This window comes from Curtobacterium sp. SP.BCo, from assembly GCF_051903265.1.
GTDB lineage: Bacteria > Actinomycetota > Actinomycetes > Actinomycetales > Microbacteriaceae > Curtobacterium.
This window is the reverse complement of the sequence record NZ_CP194337.1, coordinates 3576985-3593007: the sequence shown is the minus strand read 5'-3', so window position 1 is coordinate 3593007 and position 16023 is coordinate 3576985. Positions and strand designations below refer to the sequence as shown.

General features: G+C 71.9%; 16 protein-coding genes. 10 read left to right on the top strand and 6 right to left on the bottom strand.

From position 1 onward, the window contains the following. Window positions 1–98: 98 nt before the first annotated feature. Window positions 99–1292, bottom strand: a complete 1194-nt coding sequence (locus tag ACRQ4B_RS16995) for a helix-turn-helix domain-containing protein (protein ID WP_439692567.1) — start codon at window positions 1290–1292, stop codon at window positions 99–101. Between the two features lie 93 nt (window positions 1293–1385). Between ACRQ4B_RS16995 and ACRQ4B_RS16990 the strand changes: the two genes are divergently transcribed. The 5 genes from ACRQ4B_RS16990 to pgi all read left to right on the top strand — a co-directional run bounded on the left by ACRQ4B_RS16990 (window position 1386) and on the right by pgi (window position 7100). Beyond that, on the top strand, window positions 1386–1676 hold the full coding sequence (locus tag ACRQ4B_RS16990) for a metal-sensitive transcriptional regulator (RefSeq protein WP_439692566.1): 291 nt from the start codon (window positions 1386–1388) through the stop codon (window positions 1674–1676). Window positions 1677–1706: 30 nt separating this feature from the next. Beyond that, on the top strand, window positions 1707–1925 hold the full coding sequence (locus ACRQ4B_RS16985; RefSeq protein ID WP_439692565.1) for a heavy-metal-associated domain-containing protein: 219 nt from the start codon (window positions 1707–1709) through the stop codon (window positions 1923–1925). Then, on the top strand, window positions 1922–4147 hold the full coding sequence (locus tag ACRQ4B_RS16980; protein ID WP_439692564.1) for a heavy metal translocating P-type ATPase: 2226 nt from the start codon (window positions 1922–1924) through the stop codon (window positions 4145–4147). The genes ACRQ4B_RS16985 and ACRQ4B_RS16980 overlap by 4 nt, the downstream gene beginning before the upstream one ends. Before the next feature lie 19 nt (window positions 4148–4166). Continuing rightward, entirely contained in the window at window positions 4167–5177 is a 1011-nt protein-coding gene (locus tag ACRQ4B_RS16975) for a nitronate monooxygenase (RefSeq protein ID WP_439692563.1), read from the top strand. A gap of 216 nt (window positions 5178–5393) precedes the next feature. Continuing rightward, window positions 5394–7100 carry a glucose-6-phosphate isomerase gene (gene pgi / locus ACRQ4B_RS16970; RefSeq protein ID WP_439692562.1) on the top strand — a complete coding sequence of 569 codons (1707 nt, stop codon included), beginning with the start codon at window positions 5394–5396 and terminating at the stop codon, window positions 7098–7100. A gap of 183 nt (window positions 7101–7283) precedes the next feature. Here the strand turns inward: pgi and ACRQ4B_RS16965 are convergent, their stop codons facing one another. Both ACRQ4B_RS16965 and ACRQ4B_RS16960 read right to left on the bottom strand, forming a co-directional pair. Beyond that, entirely contained in the window at window positions 7284–8189 is a 906-nt protein-coding gene (locus ACRQ4B_RS16965) for a LysM domain-containing protein (protein WP_439692561.1), read from the bottom strand. A gap of 83 nt (window positions 8190–8272) precedes the next feature. Next, the gene (locus tag ACRQ4B_RS16960; RefSeq protein ID WP_439692560.1) at window positions 8273–8530 is read right to left on the bottom strand and encodes a hypothetical protein; all 258 of its coding nucleotides are present in this window, start codon (window positions 8528–8530) and stop codon (window positions 8273–8275) included. A gap of 130 nt (window positions 8531–8660) precedes the next feature. Between ACRQ4B_RS16960 and ACRQ4B_RS16955 the strand changes: the two genes are divergently transcribed. From ACRQ4B_RS16955 to ACRQ4B_RS16935, 5 genes are all read left to right on the top strand, one after another. Then, window positions 8661–9212 (top strand): hypothetical protein, encoded by a 552-nt coding sequence (locus tag ACRQ4B_RS16955; protein ID WP_439692559.1) that lies wholly within the window; start codon window positions 8661–8663, stop codon window positions 9210–9212. A 121-nt stretch (window positions 9213–9333) separates the two neighbouring features. Next, a complete protein-coding gene (locus tag ACRQ4B_RS16950) occupies window positions 9334–10791 on the top strand; it encodes a sugar porter family MFS transporter (protein WP_439692558.1) in 1458 nt (485 codons plus the stop codon). Window positions 10792–10933: 142 nt separating this feature from the next. Then, window positions 10934–11638, top strand: coding sequence for a DUF4396 domain-containing protein (locus ACRQ4B_RS16945; RefSeq protein WP_439692557.1), 705 nt, complete (start codon window positions 10934–10936; stop codon window positions 11636–11638). Between the two features lie 21 nt (window positions 11639–11659). Beyond that, complete coding sequence (locus tag ACRQ4B_RS16940; RefSeq protein ID WP_439692556.1) at window positions 11660–12109, top strand: MarR family winged helix-turn-helix transcriptional regulator; 450 nt, start codon at window positions 11660–11662, stop codon at window positions 12107–12109. A 68-nt stretch (window positions 12110–12177) separates the two neighbouring features. Then, window positions 12178–13947: a chloride channel protein gene (locus ACRQ4B_RS16935; RefSeq protein WP_439692555.1), complete on the top strand. Its 1770-nt coding sequence runs from the start codon at window positions 12178–12180 to the stop codon at window positions 13945–13947. Window positions 13948–14005: 58 nt separating this feature from the next. On the opposite strand, the gene ACRQ4B_RS16930 is transcribed toward ACRQ4B_RS16935, so the two are convergent. The 3 genes from ACRQ4B_RS16930 to ACRQ4B_RS16920 all read right to left on the bottom strand — a co-directional run bounded on the left by ACRQ4B_RS16930 (window position 14006) and on the right by ACRQ4B_RS16920 (window position 15981). After that, a complete protein-coding gene (locus tag ACRQ4B_RS16930) occupies window positions 14006–14980 on the bottom strand; it encodes a zinc-binding dehydrogenase (RefSeq protein WP_439694429.1) in 975 nt (324 codons plus the stop codon). Between the two features lie 27 nt (window positions 14981–15007). Continuing rightward, window positions 15008–15430 carry an organic hydroperoxide resistance protein gene (locus tag ACRQ4B_RS16925; RefSeq protein WP_022905450.1) on the bottom strand — a complete coding sequence of 141 codons (423 nt, stop codon included), beginning with the start codon at window positions 15428–15430 and terminating at the stop codon, window positions 15008–15010. 89 nt (window positions 15431–15519) lie between these two features. Continuing rightward, window positions 15520–15981 carry a MarR family winged helix-turn-helix transcriptional regulator gene (locus ACRQ4B_RS16920; RefSeq protein ID WP_439692554.1) on the bottom strand — a complete coding sequence of 154 codons (462 nt, stop codon included), beginning with the start codon at window positions 15979–15981 and terminating at the stop codon, window positions 15520–15522. Between the last annotated feature and the right edge of the window lie 42 nt (window positions 15982–16023).

The window sequence follows — 16023 nt, the reverse complement described above, 5'->3', positions numbered from 1 at the left end:
GCCCACCCGACGTTCGTCACGCCGGGTCATCCGGATTCAGGAAGATTCCAGGGACGGCCTCGGACGCCCGGGTTTCCGTACCCCGGACGGTGGGGCGGTCAGTCCTGCGCGCGGGAACCGGCTGCCGCGTTGCGCTCTGCAGCAGCACGGATCGAACGGACGGCCGCCATCGGGGACTCGCCCCGTTCCTCCAGGAAGAGCTGCTGGAGGCGTCGCGGACGCACGCCGGCCGCGTCGGCCAGGTCCTGCAGCGTGAGGGGCTCGTCCAGGTGGTCCTGGATGTGGTCGAGGACGCGCCGGAGGCGCCAGGACGCGCGACCGGAGCCCGGGCGCGCGGCCAGCGATGTCCGGAGCGTCACGGCCGGGTCCTCGCCGAACCGGTCCCGGTAGGCCACCGCCAGCCGGCCCGGGTTCGTGAACCCCCACCGGCGCGCGATCGCGGTGACGCCGTCCGTGCCGTCCCCGTGCAGCAGTTCCGCGCGTACCCGGTCGAGCCGGTGGTCCCGCAGGACGCGGTGCGGGGTCGAACCGAGCGTGCGGGCGAACACGTCCTGCAGTCCGCGCTGACTCAGGCCGCACGCGGCCGCGATCTCTGGGACGGACGGGCGCTCCGCGGCGCGCTGCTCGATGCACCGGATGGCGTCGCGCAGACGGTTCGCGACCGGGACGTCGTCACCGCGGTTCCGGAGCGGGAAGGTGTCGAGCACCACGACCGCGAGCCGCCGGTTCAGGGCGGTGCGCATCGGGCCGAGGACACGGTCGTCGACGAGCATCGGGGCGAGCTCCCGCACGAGGTGACGGAGCGGTTCCTGGCGGGCGATCGCCTCGTCCTGCTGGTCGAACAGCAGCGGACCGTCGGGCAGGCGGAAGCCGAGGTCCCGACCGACCTCGCGGAGGAAGCGATCGGCGATGTGCACCCCGTTGTAGACGGTCCCCGTCGACTCGAAGCGGTACGCCTCGGACGCCGACGCGATGTACGGGCTGCCCGGCTCGACCACGCGGGTGCGATCGGCGAAGTGCATCTCGAGCCGGCCCCGCGTCAGCCAGAACACGACGTGGTCGTCGCGCGGTCCGATCACGCCTCCGCGCCGACCACCCTCGGCGCGCATCGTGCGGAGCGACAGGTCGTCGTCGCCGACCACCGTGTACTCGTAGCGGGTGTCGTCGGTCGCGAAGGTCTGCGACGCGAAGTCCGACCCGTGGTACTCGGCCTGGAAGATGGCGGAGTAGTCGGAGCCGTCGCCGTCGGTGAACCGCAGTCTGCGGAAACCGTTCGTCGACGCCTCGGACATGTCGGCATCCTGCCACGGTTGTGCCCTGGGTCGCGTCCCCAGGGTGAGGGAATACCCTAGGGGGGTACCGTATTGCACTCGACGGAGGCCAGCATGCACGAACACGTCGGCTACATCGGCGATAAGGACGACCTGCTCAAGCGGCTCCGTCGTGCCGAGGGACAGGTGCGCGGCATCGCGCGGATGGTCGAGGACGAGACCTACTGCATCGACGTCCTCACCCAGATCTCCGCGGCGAACCGGGCGCTGGAACGCGTCGCGCTGTCGCTCCTCGAGGACCACCTCAAGCACTGCGTCGCCGAGGCCGTGGCCGAGGGCGGCGACGCCGCCGACGCCAAGATCCGCGAGGCCAGCGACGCGATCGCCCGGCTCGTCCGCTCCTGACACCCCATCTCGCATCCAGAAGGGAACACCATGAACACCGAACTCCTGCTCGTCGAGGGCATGACCTGCGACCACTGCGTGATGAGCGTCACCGAGGAACTCACCGAGGTCGACGGTGTGTCCGACGTCACCGTGCAGCTCGTGCCCGGAGGGCGTTCCGAGGTCACCGTCACGTCGGCGGCCCCCGTGCCCACTGGCGTCCTCCGCGACGCCGTTGCCGAAGCCGGGTACGAGGTCGTGCGGTCATGACGGACGGCGCTGTCGAGCTCGACATCACCGGGATGACCTGCGCCTCGTGCGCGAACCGCATCGAACGGAAGCTCGGCAAGCTCCCCGGTGTCACCGCGACGGTGAACTACGCGACCGAGAAGGCCACGGTCACCGGCACCGCCGACACCGGAGCCCTCATCGCGGCCGTCGAGTCGGCCGGGTACGGAGCCTCCGTCCCCGCGCCGCCGACGCAGCCCGACGACGGCTCCGCGGTCGACGACCCGTCGGCACCGCTCCGGCAGCGACTGGTGGTCTCGGCCGTCCTCGCGCTCCCGGTCGTCGTCCTGTCGATGGTGCCCGTCCTGCAGTTCCCGAACTGGCAGTGGCTCGCCCTCGCGCTCGCCTCGCCCGTCGCGGTGTGGGGTGCACTGCCGTTCCACCGCGCGGCCTGGGTCAACGCCCGACACGGTGCCGCGACGATGGACACCCTCGTGAGCGTGGGCGTCCTGGCCGCTTTCGGGTGGTCGCTGTACGCGCTGTTCTTCGGTGACGCCGGCATGCCCGGCATGCACATGACCTTCTCGTGGTTCGCGACCGACCCGGAGGCGAGCGACCTCTACCTCGAGGTCGCCGCCGCCGTGACGGTGTTCATCCTGGCCGGTCGCTACATGGAGGCCCGGGCGAAGCAGCAGTCCGGTGCCGCGCTCCGCGCCCTGCTCGAACTCGGCGCGAAGGACGCGACGGTGCTGCGCGGGACGACCGAGACCCGGGTGCCCGCTGCATCGCTCGTCGTCGGCGACGTGGTCGTCGTCCGGCCGGGGGAACGGATCCCGAGCGACGGCACCGTCCGCGAGGGCTCGTCCGCCGTCGACCTCAGCATGCTCACGGGGGAGTCCGTGCCGGTCGAGGTCCGCCCCGGCGACGCCGTCACCGGCGCCACGATCAACGTCGGTGGCCGGCTCGTCGTCACGATCACGCGGGTCGGCGCCGACACCGAACTCGCCCGCATGGGGCGTCTCATCGAGGACGCGCAGACCGGGAAGGCCGAGGTCCAGCGCCTCGCCGACCGGGTGTCCGGCGTCTTCGTGCCGATCGTCATCGGGCTCGCACTGCTGGCGTTCGTCGGCTGGCTCGTGCTCGGCGGGTCCGTCACGGCCGCGTTCACCGCCGCCGTGGCGACCCTCATCATCGCCTGCCCGTGCGCGCTCGGGCTCGCCACCCCCACGGCCCTGCTGGTCGGCACGGGTCGTGGGTCCCAGCTCGGCATCCTGATCGGCGGACCGCAGGTGCTCGAGCAGACACGCGGGGTCGACACGATCGTCCTCGACAAGACCGGGACCGTCACCACGGGTGCGATGTCCCTGCGCTCGGTGACCGGCTCGCCCGACGCCGATGCCGACGACGACACCGTGCTGCGTCTGGCGGCGGCCGTGGAGGACGGCTCCGAGCACCCCGTCGCCCGCGCCGTCGTGGACGCCGCCCGTGTGCGGGGCCTGGCGGTCCCCGGCGCCGAGCAGTTCACCGCCACCCCCGGCGCCGGCGTCCAGGCCGTCGTGGACGGCGACGTCGTCCTCGTCGGAACGGTCCGGTGGCTCGTCGACGCGTGGTTGATCACGGTCCCGCGGTCGGTCTCCGACGCGGTGGACGCCGCCGAGGCCGAGGGCGGCACCGCCGTCGTCGTGGCCCGGAACGGCTCCGCGCTCGGTGCGGTCGTGGTGGGCGACACCGTGAAGCCCGAGGCGGCCGACGCGATCCGGCGGCTCGTCGCACTCGGCCTGCACCCGGTCCTGCTCACCGGCGACAACGAGGGCGCCGCGCGGGCCGTCGCGACCGAGGTCGGCATCGCCGAGGTCCACGCCCGGGCGACCCCGGCGTCGAAGCTCGACACGGTCCGCCGGCTGCAGGACGAGGGCCGGAGCGTGGCGATGGTCGGCGACGGCGTGAACGACGCCGCGGCGCTCGCTGCGGCCGACCTCGGCATCGCGATGGGAGCCGGGACCGACGCAGCCATCGCCGCGAGCGACATCACCGTGGTCAGCGGACGGCTCACCGTGGTGGCCGAGGCGATCCGCTTGTCGCGGGCGACCCTCCGCACGATCAAGGGGAACCTGTTCTGGGCGTTCGCGTACAACGTGGCGGCGATCCCGCTCGCGATGGCGGGGCTGCTCAACCCGGTGCTCGCCGGGGCGGCGATGGCGTTCTCGTCGGTGTTCGTCGTGACGAACAGCCTCCGGCTGCGCCGCTTCACCCCGCAGCCCTGACCACGTGCAGGATGGGAGCATGGTGCAGCTGCCAGGAGTCCTCGGTACCGCCGGCCCGGTCCACGTCGCGCCGATGGCCGGTGGCCCGAGCACACCGGCGCTCGTGACGGCGGCCGTCCGTGCCGGCGCCTTCGCCCAACTCGCGGCCGGGTACAAGTCGCCCGAGGCCCTCGCCGCCGAGATCGGCGCCGTCCGGGCCGCGGGCGCCGCGGGCTTCGGCGTCAACCTCTTCGTCCCGAACCCGGTGCCGATCGGCGACGCTGAGTACGCGCGGTACCGGGACGCACTGGCGGCGGAACCGGGTGCGGCCGACGTGCCGAAGCGCGAGGACGACGACGCCTGGCACGAGAAGGTCGCGCTGCTGCTCGACGACCCCGTGCCGGTGGTGTCGTTCACGTTCGGCCTGCCGGACCCCGCGACGGTGCGGGCGTTCCGGCAGCGCGGGACGCTCGTGGTGCAGTCGGTGACGAACCCGGACGAGTCGCGGGCGGCAGAGGACCTCGGTGTCGATGCCCTGGTCGTGCAAGGGGTCGGCGCGGGCGGACACTCGGCGGTGCTCGACCCCGCGCGGCAGGCCGACGACCTGTCGCTCGCGGACATCGTCCGATCGGTCGCAGCGGTCACCGCGCTCCCGATCGTCGCCGCCGGCGGGATCGGGGACCGTGACGACGTCGGTGCGGCGCTCGGTGCCGGTGCCGGTGCGGTCGCCGTCGGCACGTACGTGCTGCGGACCGATGAAGCCGGGACGAGCGACACCCACCGCGACGCCCTCGGCGACCCGACGTTCGACCGGACCGCCCGCACCCGGGCGTTCACCGGGCGACCGGCCCGGGCGCTGGTGAACGACTTCGTCCGCGCCCACGCCGACGCGCCCCTCGGGTACCCGGCGGTGCACCACCTCACGAAGCCGATCCGCGGCGCGGCCGCGGCGGCCCACGATCCGCAGCGACTGCACCTGTGGGCCGGACGTGCCTGGCGGAGCGCGCCCACCGGTTCCCTCGCGGCCGCACTCGCCGAGCTCGCCGGCTGAGCCGCGCTCGGGGCTGGACCGCACTCGCAGGCTGGACCGCGCTCGCAGGCTGAACCGCGCTGCGGGCGTGACGCGCGCAGCGAACGCACCACGTGCCTCCAGGTCGGCGGTGCGCACCACCTGCCGGACGGCGCTACGCTCGAACGTGGTCCGCGACGCAGCGCTGCGGTGACCCGCGGGCTTGTACGTCTTGAAGGTGATCCCAGGAGGACCCAAGTGACCGAATCCGCTCCCGTCGACCCCACATCGACCGAAGGCTGGAAGAAGCTGGCCGGCATCGCCGCCGACTTCACCCCGGACCTGCGAGGGTGGTTCGACACCGACCCCGGTCGTGCCGAGCGCTACACGTTCCAGGCCGCCGACCTGACCGTGGACCTGTCGAAGGGCCTCGTCACCGACGAGATCCTGCAGGACCTGCTGCAGGTCGCGAAGGACACCGGCGTCGCCGAGCGCTTCCAGGCGATGCTCGCCGGCGAGCACATCAACGCCACCGAGGACCGCGCCGTCCTGCACACCGCGCTCCGCCGTCCGAAGGGTGCCTCGCCGGCGCTCGTCGTCGACGGCCAGGACGTCGACGCGGACGTGCACGCCACGCTCGACAAGGTCTACGCCTTCGCGGAGCAGGTGCGCAGCGGCGCCTGGACCGGCGTCACCGGCAAGCGCATCGAGACCGTCGTGAACATCGGCATCGGCGGCTCGGACCTCGGCCCGGTCATGGTCTACGAAGCGCTCAAGCCGTACGTGCAGCAGGGGCTCGAGGCGCGCTTCGTCTCGAACATCGACCCCGCCGACATCTACGAGAAGACTGCGGACCTCGACCCGGAGACCACGCTCTTCATCGTCGCGTCGAAGACCTTCGGCACCCTCGAGACCCTGACGAACGCCCGCCTCGCCCGCCAGTGGCTGTGGGAGCGCCTGGGCCTGACCGACGCGTCCGACGACGAGAAGTCGAACGCCGTCGCGAAGCACTTCGTCGCCGTCTCGACCGCCCTCGACAAGGTCGCCGCGTTCGGCATCGACCCGGAGAACGCCTTCGGCTTCTGGGACTGGGTGGGCGGCCGCTACTCGGTCGACTCCGCGATCGGCACGAGCGTCGTCATCGCGATCGGCTCGGAGAACTGGGAGCAGTTCCTCGCCGGCTTCCACGCCATCGACGAGCACGTCCGCACGACGCCGCTCGAGCAGAACGTCCCCGTCCTGATGGGCCTGCTCAACGTCTGGTACTCGAACTTCCTCGGTGCGCAGAGCCACGCGGTCCTGCCGTACACGCAGTACCTGCACCGCTTCGCCGCGTACCTGCAGCAGCTCACCATGGAGTCGAACGGCAAGCGGGTCCGCTGGGACGGCTCGCCCGTCACCACCGAGACCGGCGAGGTCTTCTGGGGCGAGCCGGGCACGAACGGCCAGCACGCGTTCTACCAGCTCATCCACCAGGGCACGCGCCTGATCCCGACCGACTTCATCACGGTCGCGAAGCCGGCCCGTCCGCTCAAGGACGAGACCGGCGACGGGAAGGCCGTCCAGCCCGGGCAGGACGTGCACGCGCTGTTCCTGGCGAACTTCTTCGCGCAGACGAAGGCGCTCGCGTTCGGCAAGACCGCCGACGAGGTCCGCGCCGAGGGCACGGACGAGGCGATCGTCTCCGCCCGGACCTTCACGGGCAACAAGCCGTCGACGTCGATCCTCGCGCCGGAGCTCACCCCGAGCGTCCTCGGTCAGCTCATCGCGCTGTACGAGCACATCGTGTTCACCGAGGGCACCATCTGTGGCATCGACTCGTTCGACCAGTGGGGCGTGGAGCTCGGCAAGCAGCTTGCGCTGCAGATCGCCCCGGCGGTCGACGGCGACCAGGCAGCGCTCGACGCGCAGGACTCCTCGACGAAGGCGCTCATCGCCAGGTACCTGGAGCTGCGTGGCGCGTAGTACGCGCACCTGACCGACGGGAGGCCCGTGGCGGATCCGCCACGGGCCTCCCGTCCGTCTGTCGGGACCGCCGCTGGCCCGAGACTCGCGGTGAGCGACGGTTCTCGGGCCGCGCGGCTCGAGAACCGTCGCTGAGGCCGAGTCTCGCTGCGACGCGCGCCGCGGCCCCGCCGCAGCGCGCGGTCAGCGACCGAGCGGGTCGAGGTTGAGGGACGTGCCCTCGTAGAGGTGCTGGTCCTCGCCGAAGACCTGCACGCCCTCGTTCAGCCACACCAGGTCGCGCACAGTGATGCCGAACCGTGCGGCGACGTCGCCGATGAGGTCGTTCGGCGCCACCGTGTACGTCTTCGGTGCACCGGCGGCGGTGGTGGCCGTGACCGGTCCGGTGGCGTTCGGCCGGGAGCCGGCGTCCTTCGGGTGCACGTTCGTCTGTCGGGCGGGCACCGACCACCGGACGGTCGTGACCGCGAGCACCTTGTCGGCGGCGATCTCGACCGGGACGTCCTGCCCGGCAGCGGCCGCCGAGTAGGTCACGAGCGTGCTGAGGTGCGACGGGTCCACCCCGGAGCCGCTCAGCGGGACGTCCGCGGCGACGGGCCCGCTCGTGGGACCGCCGAGGACGTGGTCGCCGACACCGTGGTAGGTCAGCCCGTCGCCGACCTTGCGCGACAGGTCGAACAGACCGACGCCGATCGGCGCCGGCAGGGTCGAGGTGATCCCGGAGTACTGCGCGGTGAACGTGTCGTCACCGTTCGCGACCATCCGGAAGTGGAAGTGGATGCTGCCCTTCGGCGAGGCGACGTCTCCCTGGGCCAGGACGGTGCCGGCCGGGATCGGGGTCAGCGTCGGCGCCGGTGCTGCGGCCTCGGTCGGGGCGGGCGTCGGTGTCCTGGGGTTCGCCGAGGCCTCGAGCAGGTCCGCCGCCGATTCGCCGTCCGGCGTGGCGGTGTCCGTCGGCGTCGGTGTGGCGGTCGTGGCCGGCGGGCTGGACGGAGCGGGGAGCGCTCCGTCCGACCCGCGCAGCAGTGAGCAACCGGACAGTCCGACGGTGGTCAGCGCGACGACACCGACCGTGACGATCCGCTTCATGATTCCCCCTCGTGGCGATGCTAACGGAGCGGCGCGCACCGCAGGGGGGATCGTGACCGGGATGTGTCCTCGGTGGTAGTGCGCTACTCCTTGCCGCAGCCGAGGTCCACGCCGCCACCGCTCCCGCCGCCGGCGGCGCTCCCGCCGGTGCTGCCGAGCGCCGCCGCGACGTCCTGCTGCTTGCCGCCGAACACGTTCGCGACGATCTTGCTGCCGTCCTCCTCGTCGACGTCGTCGATCGTGGTCGGGTCGGCGGCGGCCGCGGTCGCCTCGTCGACACCGAGCTTCTTCGCCAGGTCGCCGATCGGGATCTGGGCGAGCAGGTCCTCGATCCCGACCATGTCGGGTGCCTCCCACTCGTCGGCTGACCGTGCGGAGCGCAGGAGGTGCCGCTGCTGGCCGGAGGCCATCCGGTCCGCGAAGCGCCGGTTCCGGTGCTGCGGTGTCGGTCGGACGGGCTAGCGTCGAGGCATGGAGCGTTCGGAGATCCTCGCCGCAGCCGCTGCTGCGCACGCCGCCCGCATCGCCGAGGAAGGCGGTGACGACGCCGCGGCCCGGGAGCGGGCGGAGGCGGTCCGGAAGCGCGCTGACGGCCTCACCGACCGGATCGAGCGCAGCGAGGCCGCGGACGCTGCTCGCGACGCCGACCGTCGCCGTGCGGACGAGGCCGACCGTGCTGCGTCCCGGACCGAGGGCGCGCTGTCGGACTGGCACCGGATGGGGACGCGGCGCGGGGTCACGCCGGACGACCAGGTCCGTTCGGCGTGGACCGTCGCCGGGGTGCCGGAAGCGGGGGAGGCCCGAGCCCTGGCCAACGTGCTGTTGTCGACCGCCGGGCACGCGGGACGCGTCGCCGATGCCGCACGTCAGAACCCCCGCCTGGCCGGTGCTGCGAGCGCCGCTGCCCGCCGCACGGTCCGGCGGTACACGGACCACGGTGCAGGGATGTCCTCGCTGGGGGACGTGCTGGACGTGCCCGCCCCGCACGACGACGGTACGGACGAAATGCCGACCGGCCGCTGATCAGGGATTGTGTGGATCGCTCCAATCGTTTCATGTTCGCATGACTGATTGACAGGACATGGATTCGGGTTACGATCCTTGCAAGCGATGCAGCCTGATCACTGACGAAGGAGTCACCCGAATGGTCGACATCAAACCCTCAGCCCCGAGCGTCCCGCTCCCGCCGGTCGGGCAGGGCCCGCACGTCCGCCGCCTCGGCGTCCTCGCGCTCGTCGCCACGTTCGGTGGCCTGCTCTTCGGCTACGACACCGGTGTGATCAACGGTGCGCTCCTGCCGATGAAGCAGGAGCTCGGGCTCACGAACTTCACCGAGGGCGTCGTCACGAGCTCGCTGCTCTTCGGCGCGGCCATCGGTGCCATGCTCGGCGGACGGATCGCCGACGGCTGGGGTCGCCGCAAGACGATCATCCTGCTGGCCGTGACGTTCTTCGTCGGCACCCTGATCTGCGTCTTCGCCCCGGCGTTCGGCGTGATGGTGGTCGGCCGCGTGCTGCTCGGCCTGGCGGTCGGTGGTGCGTCGACGGTCGTCCCGGTGTTCCTCGCCGAGCTCGCCCCGTACGAGATCCGCGGGTCGCTGTCCGGTCGCAACGAACTGATGATCGTGATCGGGCAGCTCGCCGCCTTCGTCGTCAACGCGATCATCGGCAACCTGTGGGGTGAGGGCAACGGCGTCTGGCGCGTCATGCTCGCCATCTGCGCGCTCCCGGCGATCGCGCTCTTCATCGGCATGCTCCGCGTGCCCGAGTCGCCCCGCTGGCTGGCGTCGAAGGGCCGCAACGACGAGGCGCTCGAGGTCCTCGGGCAGATCCGTTCGCGGGAGCGGGCCGAGGCCGAGCTCCAGGACATCAAGCGCTCGAACGAGTTCGAGGCCACGGTCCAGAAGCAGAGCGGCTGGCGGACGCTGCTCGGCAACAAGTGGCTCATCCGCATCGTGCTCATCGGTGCCGGCATCGGTGTCGCGCAGCAGCTCACCGGCATCAACTCGATCATGTACTACGGCCAGACGGTGCTCATCGAGTCGGGCTTCCAGCAGTCGGCCGCGCTCATCGCCAACATCGCGCCGGGCGTCATCGCCGTGATCGGTGGCGTGATCGCCATCTACAACATGGAGAAGATCAACCGGCGCACCACGCTCATCCTGGGCTACTCCCTGACGACGGTGTGCCACTTCCTGATCGGCATCGCGTCCATGACCCTCGTCGAGGGCAACCCGGCCCGCCCCTGGGTGATCCTGTTCCTCGTCGTCGCGTTCGTCGGCTCGATGCAGACCTTCCTCAACATCGCCACGTGGGTGATCCTGTCGGAGATCTTCCCGACCCAGATCCGTGCACTCGGCATGGGGATCTCGGTGTTCTGCCTCTGGATCGCGAACGCGTTCCTCGGGCTCTACTTCCCGACGATCGTCGCGGCGACCGGCATCACCGGCACGTTCTTCGGGTTCGCCGTCGTCGGGGTCCTGGCGCTGCTCTTCATCTGGAAGTTCGTGCCGGAGAGCCGCGGCCGCACCCTGGAGGAGGTCGAGGAGGGCGTCACCACCGGCAACATCTTCACCGTCCCGGAGAAGAAGGCGCGTCGGTAGTCACGCACCACAGACGGACGGGAGGCGCGGTGCCGGTCGGCGCCGCGCCTCCCGTCCGTCCCCCGTCGGCTGAGCGCGCGCGGTCGGCCGGGCCGTAGGGTCGGCCTCGTCGTTGTACGCGTACAAGTCGCGGAGGTGTCGCGTGGTCGAGCTCGGGGTCCCCGCGTTCCCGGCCGTGCTCACGGCGTCCTGTGTCACGCTCCTCGTCGTCGCGGTCGGCTGTGCGGCCTTCGTGGCCGTCGACGTGGTGCGACACCCACCACACATGCGGGTGATGGCACTCGTCTGGCCGCTGACGATGCTGTTCGGCAGTGTCGTCTGGCTCGTGTTCTACCTCCGTCGCGGCCGAGCGACCGCGCCGGATCACGGGCGCTGGGCGGGGACGGCGATCGACACGAGCCACTGCGGGGCGGGATGCGCCCTCGGCGACCTGATCGGGGAGTTCGGTCTCGCCTGGTTCCCCGCGATCGGGACGCTCGTCGGGCTCGGCTCGCTGTACCACGACCGGATGGTCGCCGGGTGGGCCGTGGACTTCGTGCTCGCCTACCTGCTCGGGATCGGCTTCCAGTACTTCGCGATCGCCCCGATGCGCGGCCTCGGCGTCCGTGCCGGTCTGGTCGCGGCACTCAAGGCCGACACGCAGAGCATCGTCGCGTGGCAGATCGGCATGTACGGCCTCATGGCGGTGTGGCAGCTCGTGGTCTTCCCGGCGCTGTTCGGTGGGCGGGCGAGCGTGTTCTCGCCGGAGTTCTGGGTCGCCATGCAACTCGCGATGGTGGCCGGCTTCGTCTGCGCCTACCCGGTCAACGCCTGGCTCGTGCGTCGCGGCATCAAGGAGGCCATGTGAAGGACTGCGAGGATGGGGGATATGTCCGACATCGATGAGGTGCTCGCGGCGTCCCGGGGCCTGCTCGGCATCGTCGCACGGTCCCTGACGCCAGCGCTCGAGCACGTCACCGTGCCGCAGTTCCGGCTCATCGTGCTCGTGACCACGCTGGGGCCGACCCGGGCCGGTGACCTCGCGGAGCGCATGGCGGTGGAGCCGTCCACCCTGACCCGGAACGTCGACCGCCTGGCCGCCGGCGGTTGGGTGGAGCGCCGGCCCGGGGCGGCGAACCGGCGCGAGGTGCTCGTCGCGGCCACGGACCGCGGCCGCGAACTCGTCGAGGAGGTGAGTGCTCGTCGCAGCCAGGAGCTCGCGCAGGTGCTGGACCGCGTGCCGGAGTCGGAACGTCCGACGGTGGTCGCCGGCATGCGGGCGCTCCGGACGGCGATGGGCGAGCCACTGCCGGAGGAGGTCTCGGCCTTCGGCGGCTGAGGAGGAGCCGGGTCGTCCCATCAGTTGTATGCGTACAATCATTGTCTGCGTACAACTCTTGGAGGACCGTGTCGACATCCGCCCCTGCCCGCTCCCACCTGCACACCGCCGGGACCCGCTTCGGCGGTGCCGCCGTCCGGCTGGCGCTCCCCGCACTGGCGATCGGCGCCGGGGCCGGGCTGGCCGCGATCGTGTTCCGATGGCTCATCGAGCACGCCACCTGGGTGTTCAGCGGGCACCCGGACTACGCCGCGACCACGGGACACCCGGCGAACCCGTGGGTGCCGTGGCTCGGGGGCGGATTCGTGGTCCTCGCACCGATCGTCGGCGGGTTGCTCTACGGTCCGCTCATCCACCGCTTCGCCCGTGAGGCCCGCGGCCACGGCGTGCCCGAGGTCATGTACGCGGTCGCCCGCAACGGTGGCAGGATCCGCGGCAGCGTCGCCGTCGTGAAGGCCCTCGCGAGCGCGATCTGCATCGGGGCCGGTGGCTCCGTCGGTCGGGAGGGGCCGATCATCCAGATCGGCTCAGCGCTCGGCTCCACGATCGGTCGATGGGTGCGGATGCCCGAGGCCCGACTGAAGACCCTCGTCGCGTGCGGCGCGGCGGCCGGCATCTCCGCGACCTTCAACGCACCGGTCGCGGGGGTGTTCTTCGCACTCGAACTGCTCCTCCGCGACTTCACCCCGACCTCGTTCGGCGCGGTCGCCATCGCGAGCGTGACGGCGGCGCTCGTCGGTCGGGCCGCCTTCGGCGACACGGCGTTCCTGCACCTGCCGGCCATCGGCGGCATCACTCCGCCGGAGTACCTGCTGTTCGCACTCCTGGGGCTCGTCGCGGGCGCCGTCGGCATCGGGTTCACCCGCGTGCTGTACCTCGTCGAGGACGCCTGCGACCTGCTCTGGAAGGCGACCAGGGGCCCGGAGTGGGCACGGCCGGTCGTCGGCGGAGCGCTGCTCGGCGTGCTGCTGCTCGCCCTGCCGCAGATGTACGGGGTCGGCTACCCGGTGCTCGAGCGCGGGGTGGCGGGGCAGTACGCCCTCGGCTTCCTCGCCGTGCTCGTCGTCGGCAAGGTCCTGGCGACCTCGTTGACCCTCGGGATCGGCGGCTCCGGCGGGGTCTTCGCGCCGTCGTTGTTCATCGGCGCGATGACCGGTGCCGCGTTCGGCGAGGTCGCCGCGGTGGTGGACCCGGCGCTGCGCGGGCAGGTCGCCGCGTTCGCGGTGGTCGGCATGGGGGCGGTGTTCGCCGGGTCGACCCGCGCGCCGATCACTGCCGGGATCATGCTCTTCGAACTCACCGGCGACTACGCCCTCGTCCTGCCGGTCGTCGTCGCGGTCGTCATCGCGACGGCGGTGTCGAAGGAGCTGTCGCGCGACACCGTGTACACGCTCAAGCTCAGTCGCCGCGGGGTGGACCTGACCGACTCGGCCATCCCGGCACGGCGGCTGTCGGGGGCGACCGCGGGTTCCGCCGCGCGGGGTCTCGGCGGGGTGCTCCCGGTGACGGCCACCGCGGCCGAGGCGCTCGCGGCGTTGGAGTCGGGTGGTGGCGCCCCGGTCGTCGTGGTCGGTGTCGACGGGCGACTCGCGGGCGTGGTGTCCGCGCGGTCGGCCGGGGATGCCGTGCTCTCGGACGTGGACTTCGCGGACCGTCCGGTGCTCGACGTGGCATCCGATGTCCGGCCGGTCCCGGGTGCCACCGGGCTCGACGCGGTGGTGCAGGACGTCGTGGACGCGGCGGACACCGCGGGCCTCCCGGTGGTCGACGGAGACGGCCGCCCGGTCGGGTGGCTGGGCCAGGCGGACGCGCTGCGGGCCCTGGTCCCCGCCAAGTGACGGACGGGAGGCACGGTGCCAGCTGGCACCGTGCCTCCCGTCCGTCCTGTCGTCGCGTCTACGGGCGCAGGAGCACCTTGCCGACGCGGCCGGCGGTGTCGCTGGCGCGGGCGGCGTCGCGAGCGTCCTCGAAGACGAAGGTCTCGGAGACGGGCAGCGTCAGCGAGCCGTCGAGGACGCGGGTGATGAGCTCACCGAAGAGCTGGCCCTTGAGCTCGGCCGGCATCGTCTTGCTGACGACGGCACCCCAGAACCCCTTCACCGTGAGCTGGCCGAAGATGACCTTGCCGGAGGGGATCTCGAGCGTGGGGGAGGCCATGGCGCCGAACACGACGAGCGTGGCGTTCTCGCCGAGGACGCTCGCGACGTCGCCGGCGGCCTTCCCGCCGACCGACTCGACGCCGGCGACGATCGGGGCGCCACCGGTGATCGCGGCGACCTGGTCCTGCCAGTCGTCCGCGTCGGTCGCGACGATCCGCTCGATGCCCTGCTCGCGGAGCTCCTCGACACCGGCTGCGCGACGGACGAGTCCGATGACGTTGATGCCGCGGGCCTTGCCGAGCTGCGCGACCATGCGTCCGACCGCACCGTTCGCGGCGTTCTGGATGATCCAGTCGCCCTCGTGCAGGTCGAGGGAGTGCAGCAGGCTGATGGCGCTGAACGGCATCGAGACGAGCTGCGCGGCGGCCTCGTCGGGCATCGCGTCGGGCACCGGGACGAGTCCGGCGGCGTCGGCCACGTAGTACTCGGCCCAGACGCCGAAGGTGCCGCCGGCGACGCGCTGGCCGACCTGCAGGCGGTCGACGCCGTCGCCGAGGGCCTCGACGACGCCGAGCGCCTCGGTGCCGCTGGCGGCGGGCAGCTCCGGCTTGAAGCCGTAGGTGCCGCGGATCGTCCACAGGTCGTGGTTGTGGATCGGCGAGAGGACGGTGCGGACGAGCACCTGGCCGGGGCCGGGGGTCGGGACGGGGCGCTGCTCGACGGTCAGGACGTCGGCGGGCTCGCCGAACTCGGGGTGGACGACGGCGCGCATGGTGGTGGGGGTGGTGTCGGTCATGGATCAGTCCTCCGAGACGGTGATGGTGACGTCGATGTTGCCGCGCGTCGCGTTCGAGTACGGGCAGACCTGGTGCGCGGCGTCCGCGAGGGCCTGGGCCTGGTCGTGCTCGAGCCCGGGCAGGACGACCTCGAGCAGGACGGCCAGCTGGTAGCCGCCCTCGCCGTTCGGGCCGATCTGCACGCGGCCGCCCACGGACGAGTCGGCGATCTTCACCTTCTGGCTGCGGGCGACGCCCTGCAGCGCGGAGTGGAAGCACGCGGCGTACCCGGCGGCGAAGAGCTGCTCGGGGTTCGTGCCGGCGCCGGAGCCGCCCATCTCCTTCGGGATCGCGAGGTCGAGCGCGAACGAGCCGTCGCTGGTGGCGACGCGGCCGTCGCGGCCGGCGCCGGTGGAGAGGGCCTCGGCGGTGTAGAGGGCTTCCATGGTGTTCCTTCCTTCGTGGGGTCGTGATCGCCCGGCCGAAGATCGGCTGGGCGGACAGTGTGCGGGTGTCGGGGCGCGGAGGCCGTCCGTCAGGACGAGCTTCGGCTCGACTCGGGCGCCGTCGACGCGGCGGCGTGCATGGTCTCGGTGAGCCGGTGCAGGGTCGCGATGAGCTCGACGGCGGCGCGCTCGTCGGGGAGCCCCATGCCCGCCGCGATCGTGGCGGGGACGTGGGCGAGCTCCTGGCGGATCGATCGTCCGCGCTCGCCGAGCGTCACCGTGACGACGCGCTCGTCGGTGCTGCGGCGCTCGCGACGGACCAGGTCGCCCTGTTCCATGCGGCGCAGCAGGGGCGAGAGGGTGCCGGAGTCGAGCTGCAGGTGGTCACCGAGACTCGACACGGTCTGGTCGCCCTCGATCCACAGCGTGACCAGCACGAGGTACTGCGGGTACGTGAGGCCCCACGGTTCGAGCAGGGCGCGGTACGCCTGGGTGGTCGCACGGGTCGCCGCGTAGAGGGAGAAGCACACCATCTCGTCGGTCACGGGCATGCCACAAGGATCGCACGCAACTCAGTTGTGCACAACCTTGTC

Coding starts and splice junctions, on each gene's coding strand:
- ACRQ4B_RS16995 (WP_439692567.1), bottom strand. CDS start 1,292: ATGTCCGAGGCGTCGACGAACGGTTTCCGCAGACTGCGGTTCACCGAC.
- ACRQ4B_RS16990 (WP_439692566.1), top strand. CDS start 1,386: ATGCACGAACACGTCGGCTACATCGGCGATAAGGACGACCTGCTCAAG.
- ACRQ4B_RS16985 (WP_439692565.1), top strand. CDS start 1,707: ATGAACACCGAACTCCTGCTCGTCGAGGGCATGACCTGCGACCACTGC.
- ACRQ4B_RS16980 (WP_439692564.1), top strand. CDS start 1,922: ATGACGGACGGCGCTGTCGAGCTCGACATCACCGGGATGACCTGCGCC.
- ACRQ4B_RS16975 (WP_439692563.1), top strand. CDS start 4,167: ATGGTGCAGCTGCCAGGAGTCCTCGGTACCGCCGGCCCGGTCCACGTC.
- ACRQ4B_RS16965 (WP_439692561.1), bottom strand. CDS start 8,189: ATGAAGCGGATCGTCACGGTCGGTGTCGTCGCGCTGACCACCGTCGGA.
- ACRQ4B_RS16960 (WP_439692560.1), bottom strand. CDS start 8,530: ATGGTCGGGATCGAGGACCTGCTCGCCCAGATCCCGATCGGCGACCTG.
- ACRQ4B_RS16955 (WP_439692559.1), top strand. CDS start 8,661: ATGGAGCGTTCGGAGATCCTCGCCGCAGCCGCTGCTGCGCACGCCGCC.
- ACRQ4B_RS16950 (WP_439692558.1), top strand. CDS start 9,334: ATGGTCGACATCAAACCCTCAGCCCCGAGCGTCCCGCTCCCGCCGGTC.
- ACRQ4B_RS16940 (WP_439692556.1), top strand. CDS start 11,660: ATGTCCGACATCGATGAGGTGCTCGCGGCGTCCCGGGGCCTGCTCGGC.
- ACRQ4B_RS16930 (WP_439694429.1), bottom strand. CDS start 14,980: ATGCGCGCCGTCGTCCACCCCGAGTTCGGCGAGCCCGCCGACGTCCTG.
- ACRQ4B_RS16925 (WP_022905450.1), bottom strand. CDS start 15,430: ATGGAAGCCCTCTACACCGCCGAGGCCCTCTCCACCGGCGCCGGCCGC.
- ACRQ4B_RS16920 (WP_439692554.1), bottom strand. CDS start 15,981: ATGCCCGTGACCGACGAGATGGTGTGCTTCTCCCTCTACGCGGCGACC.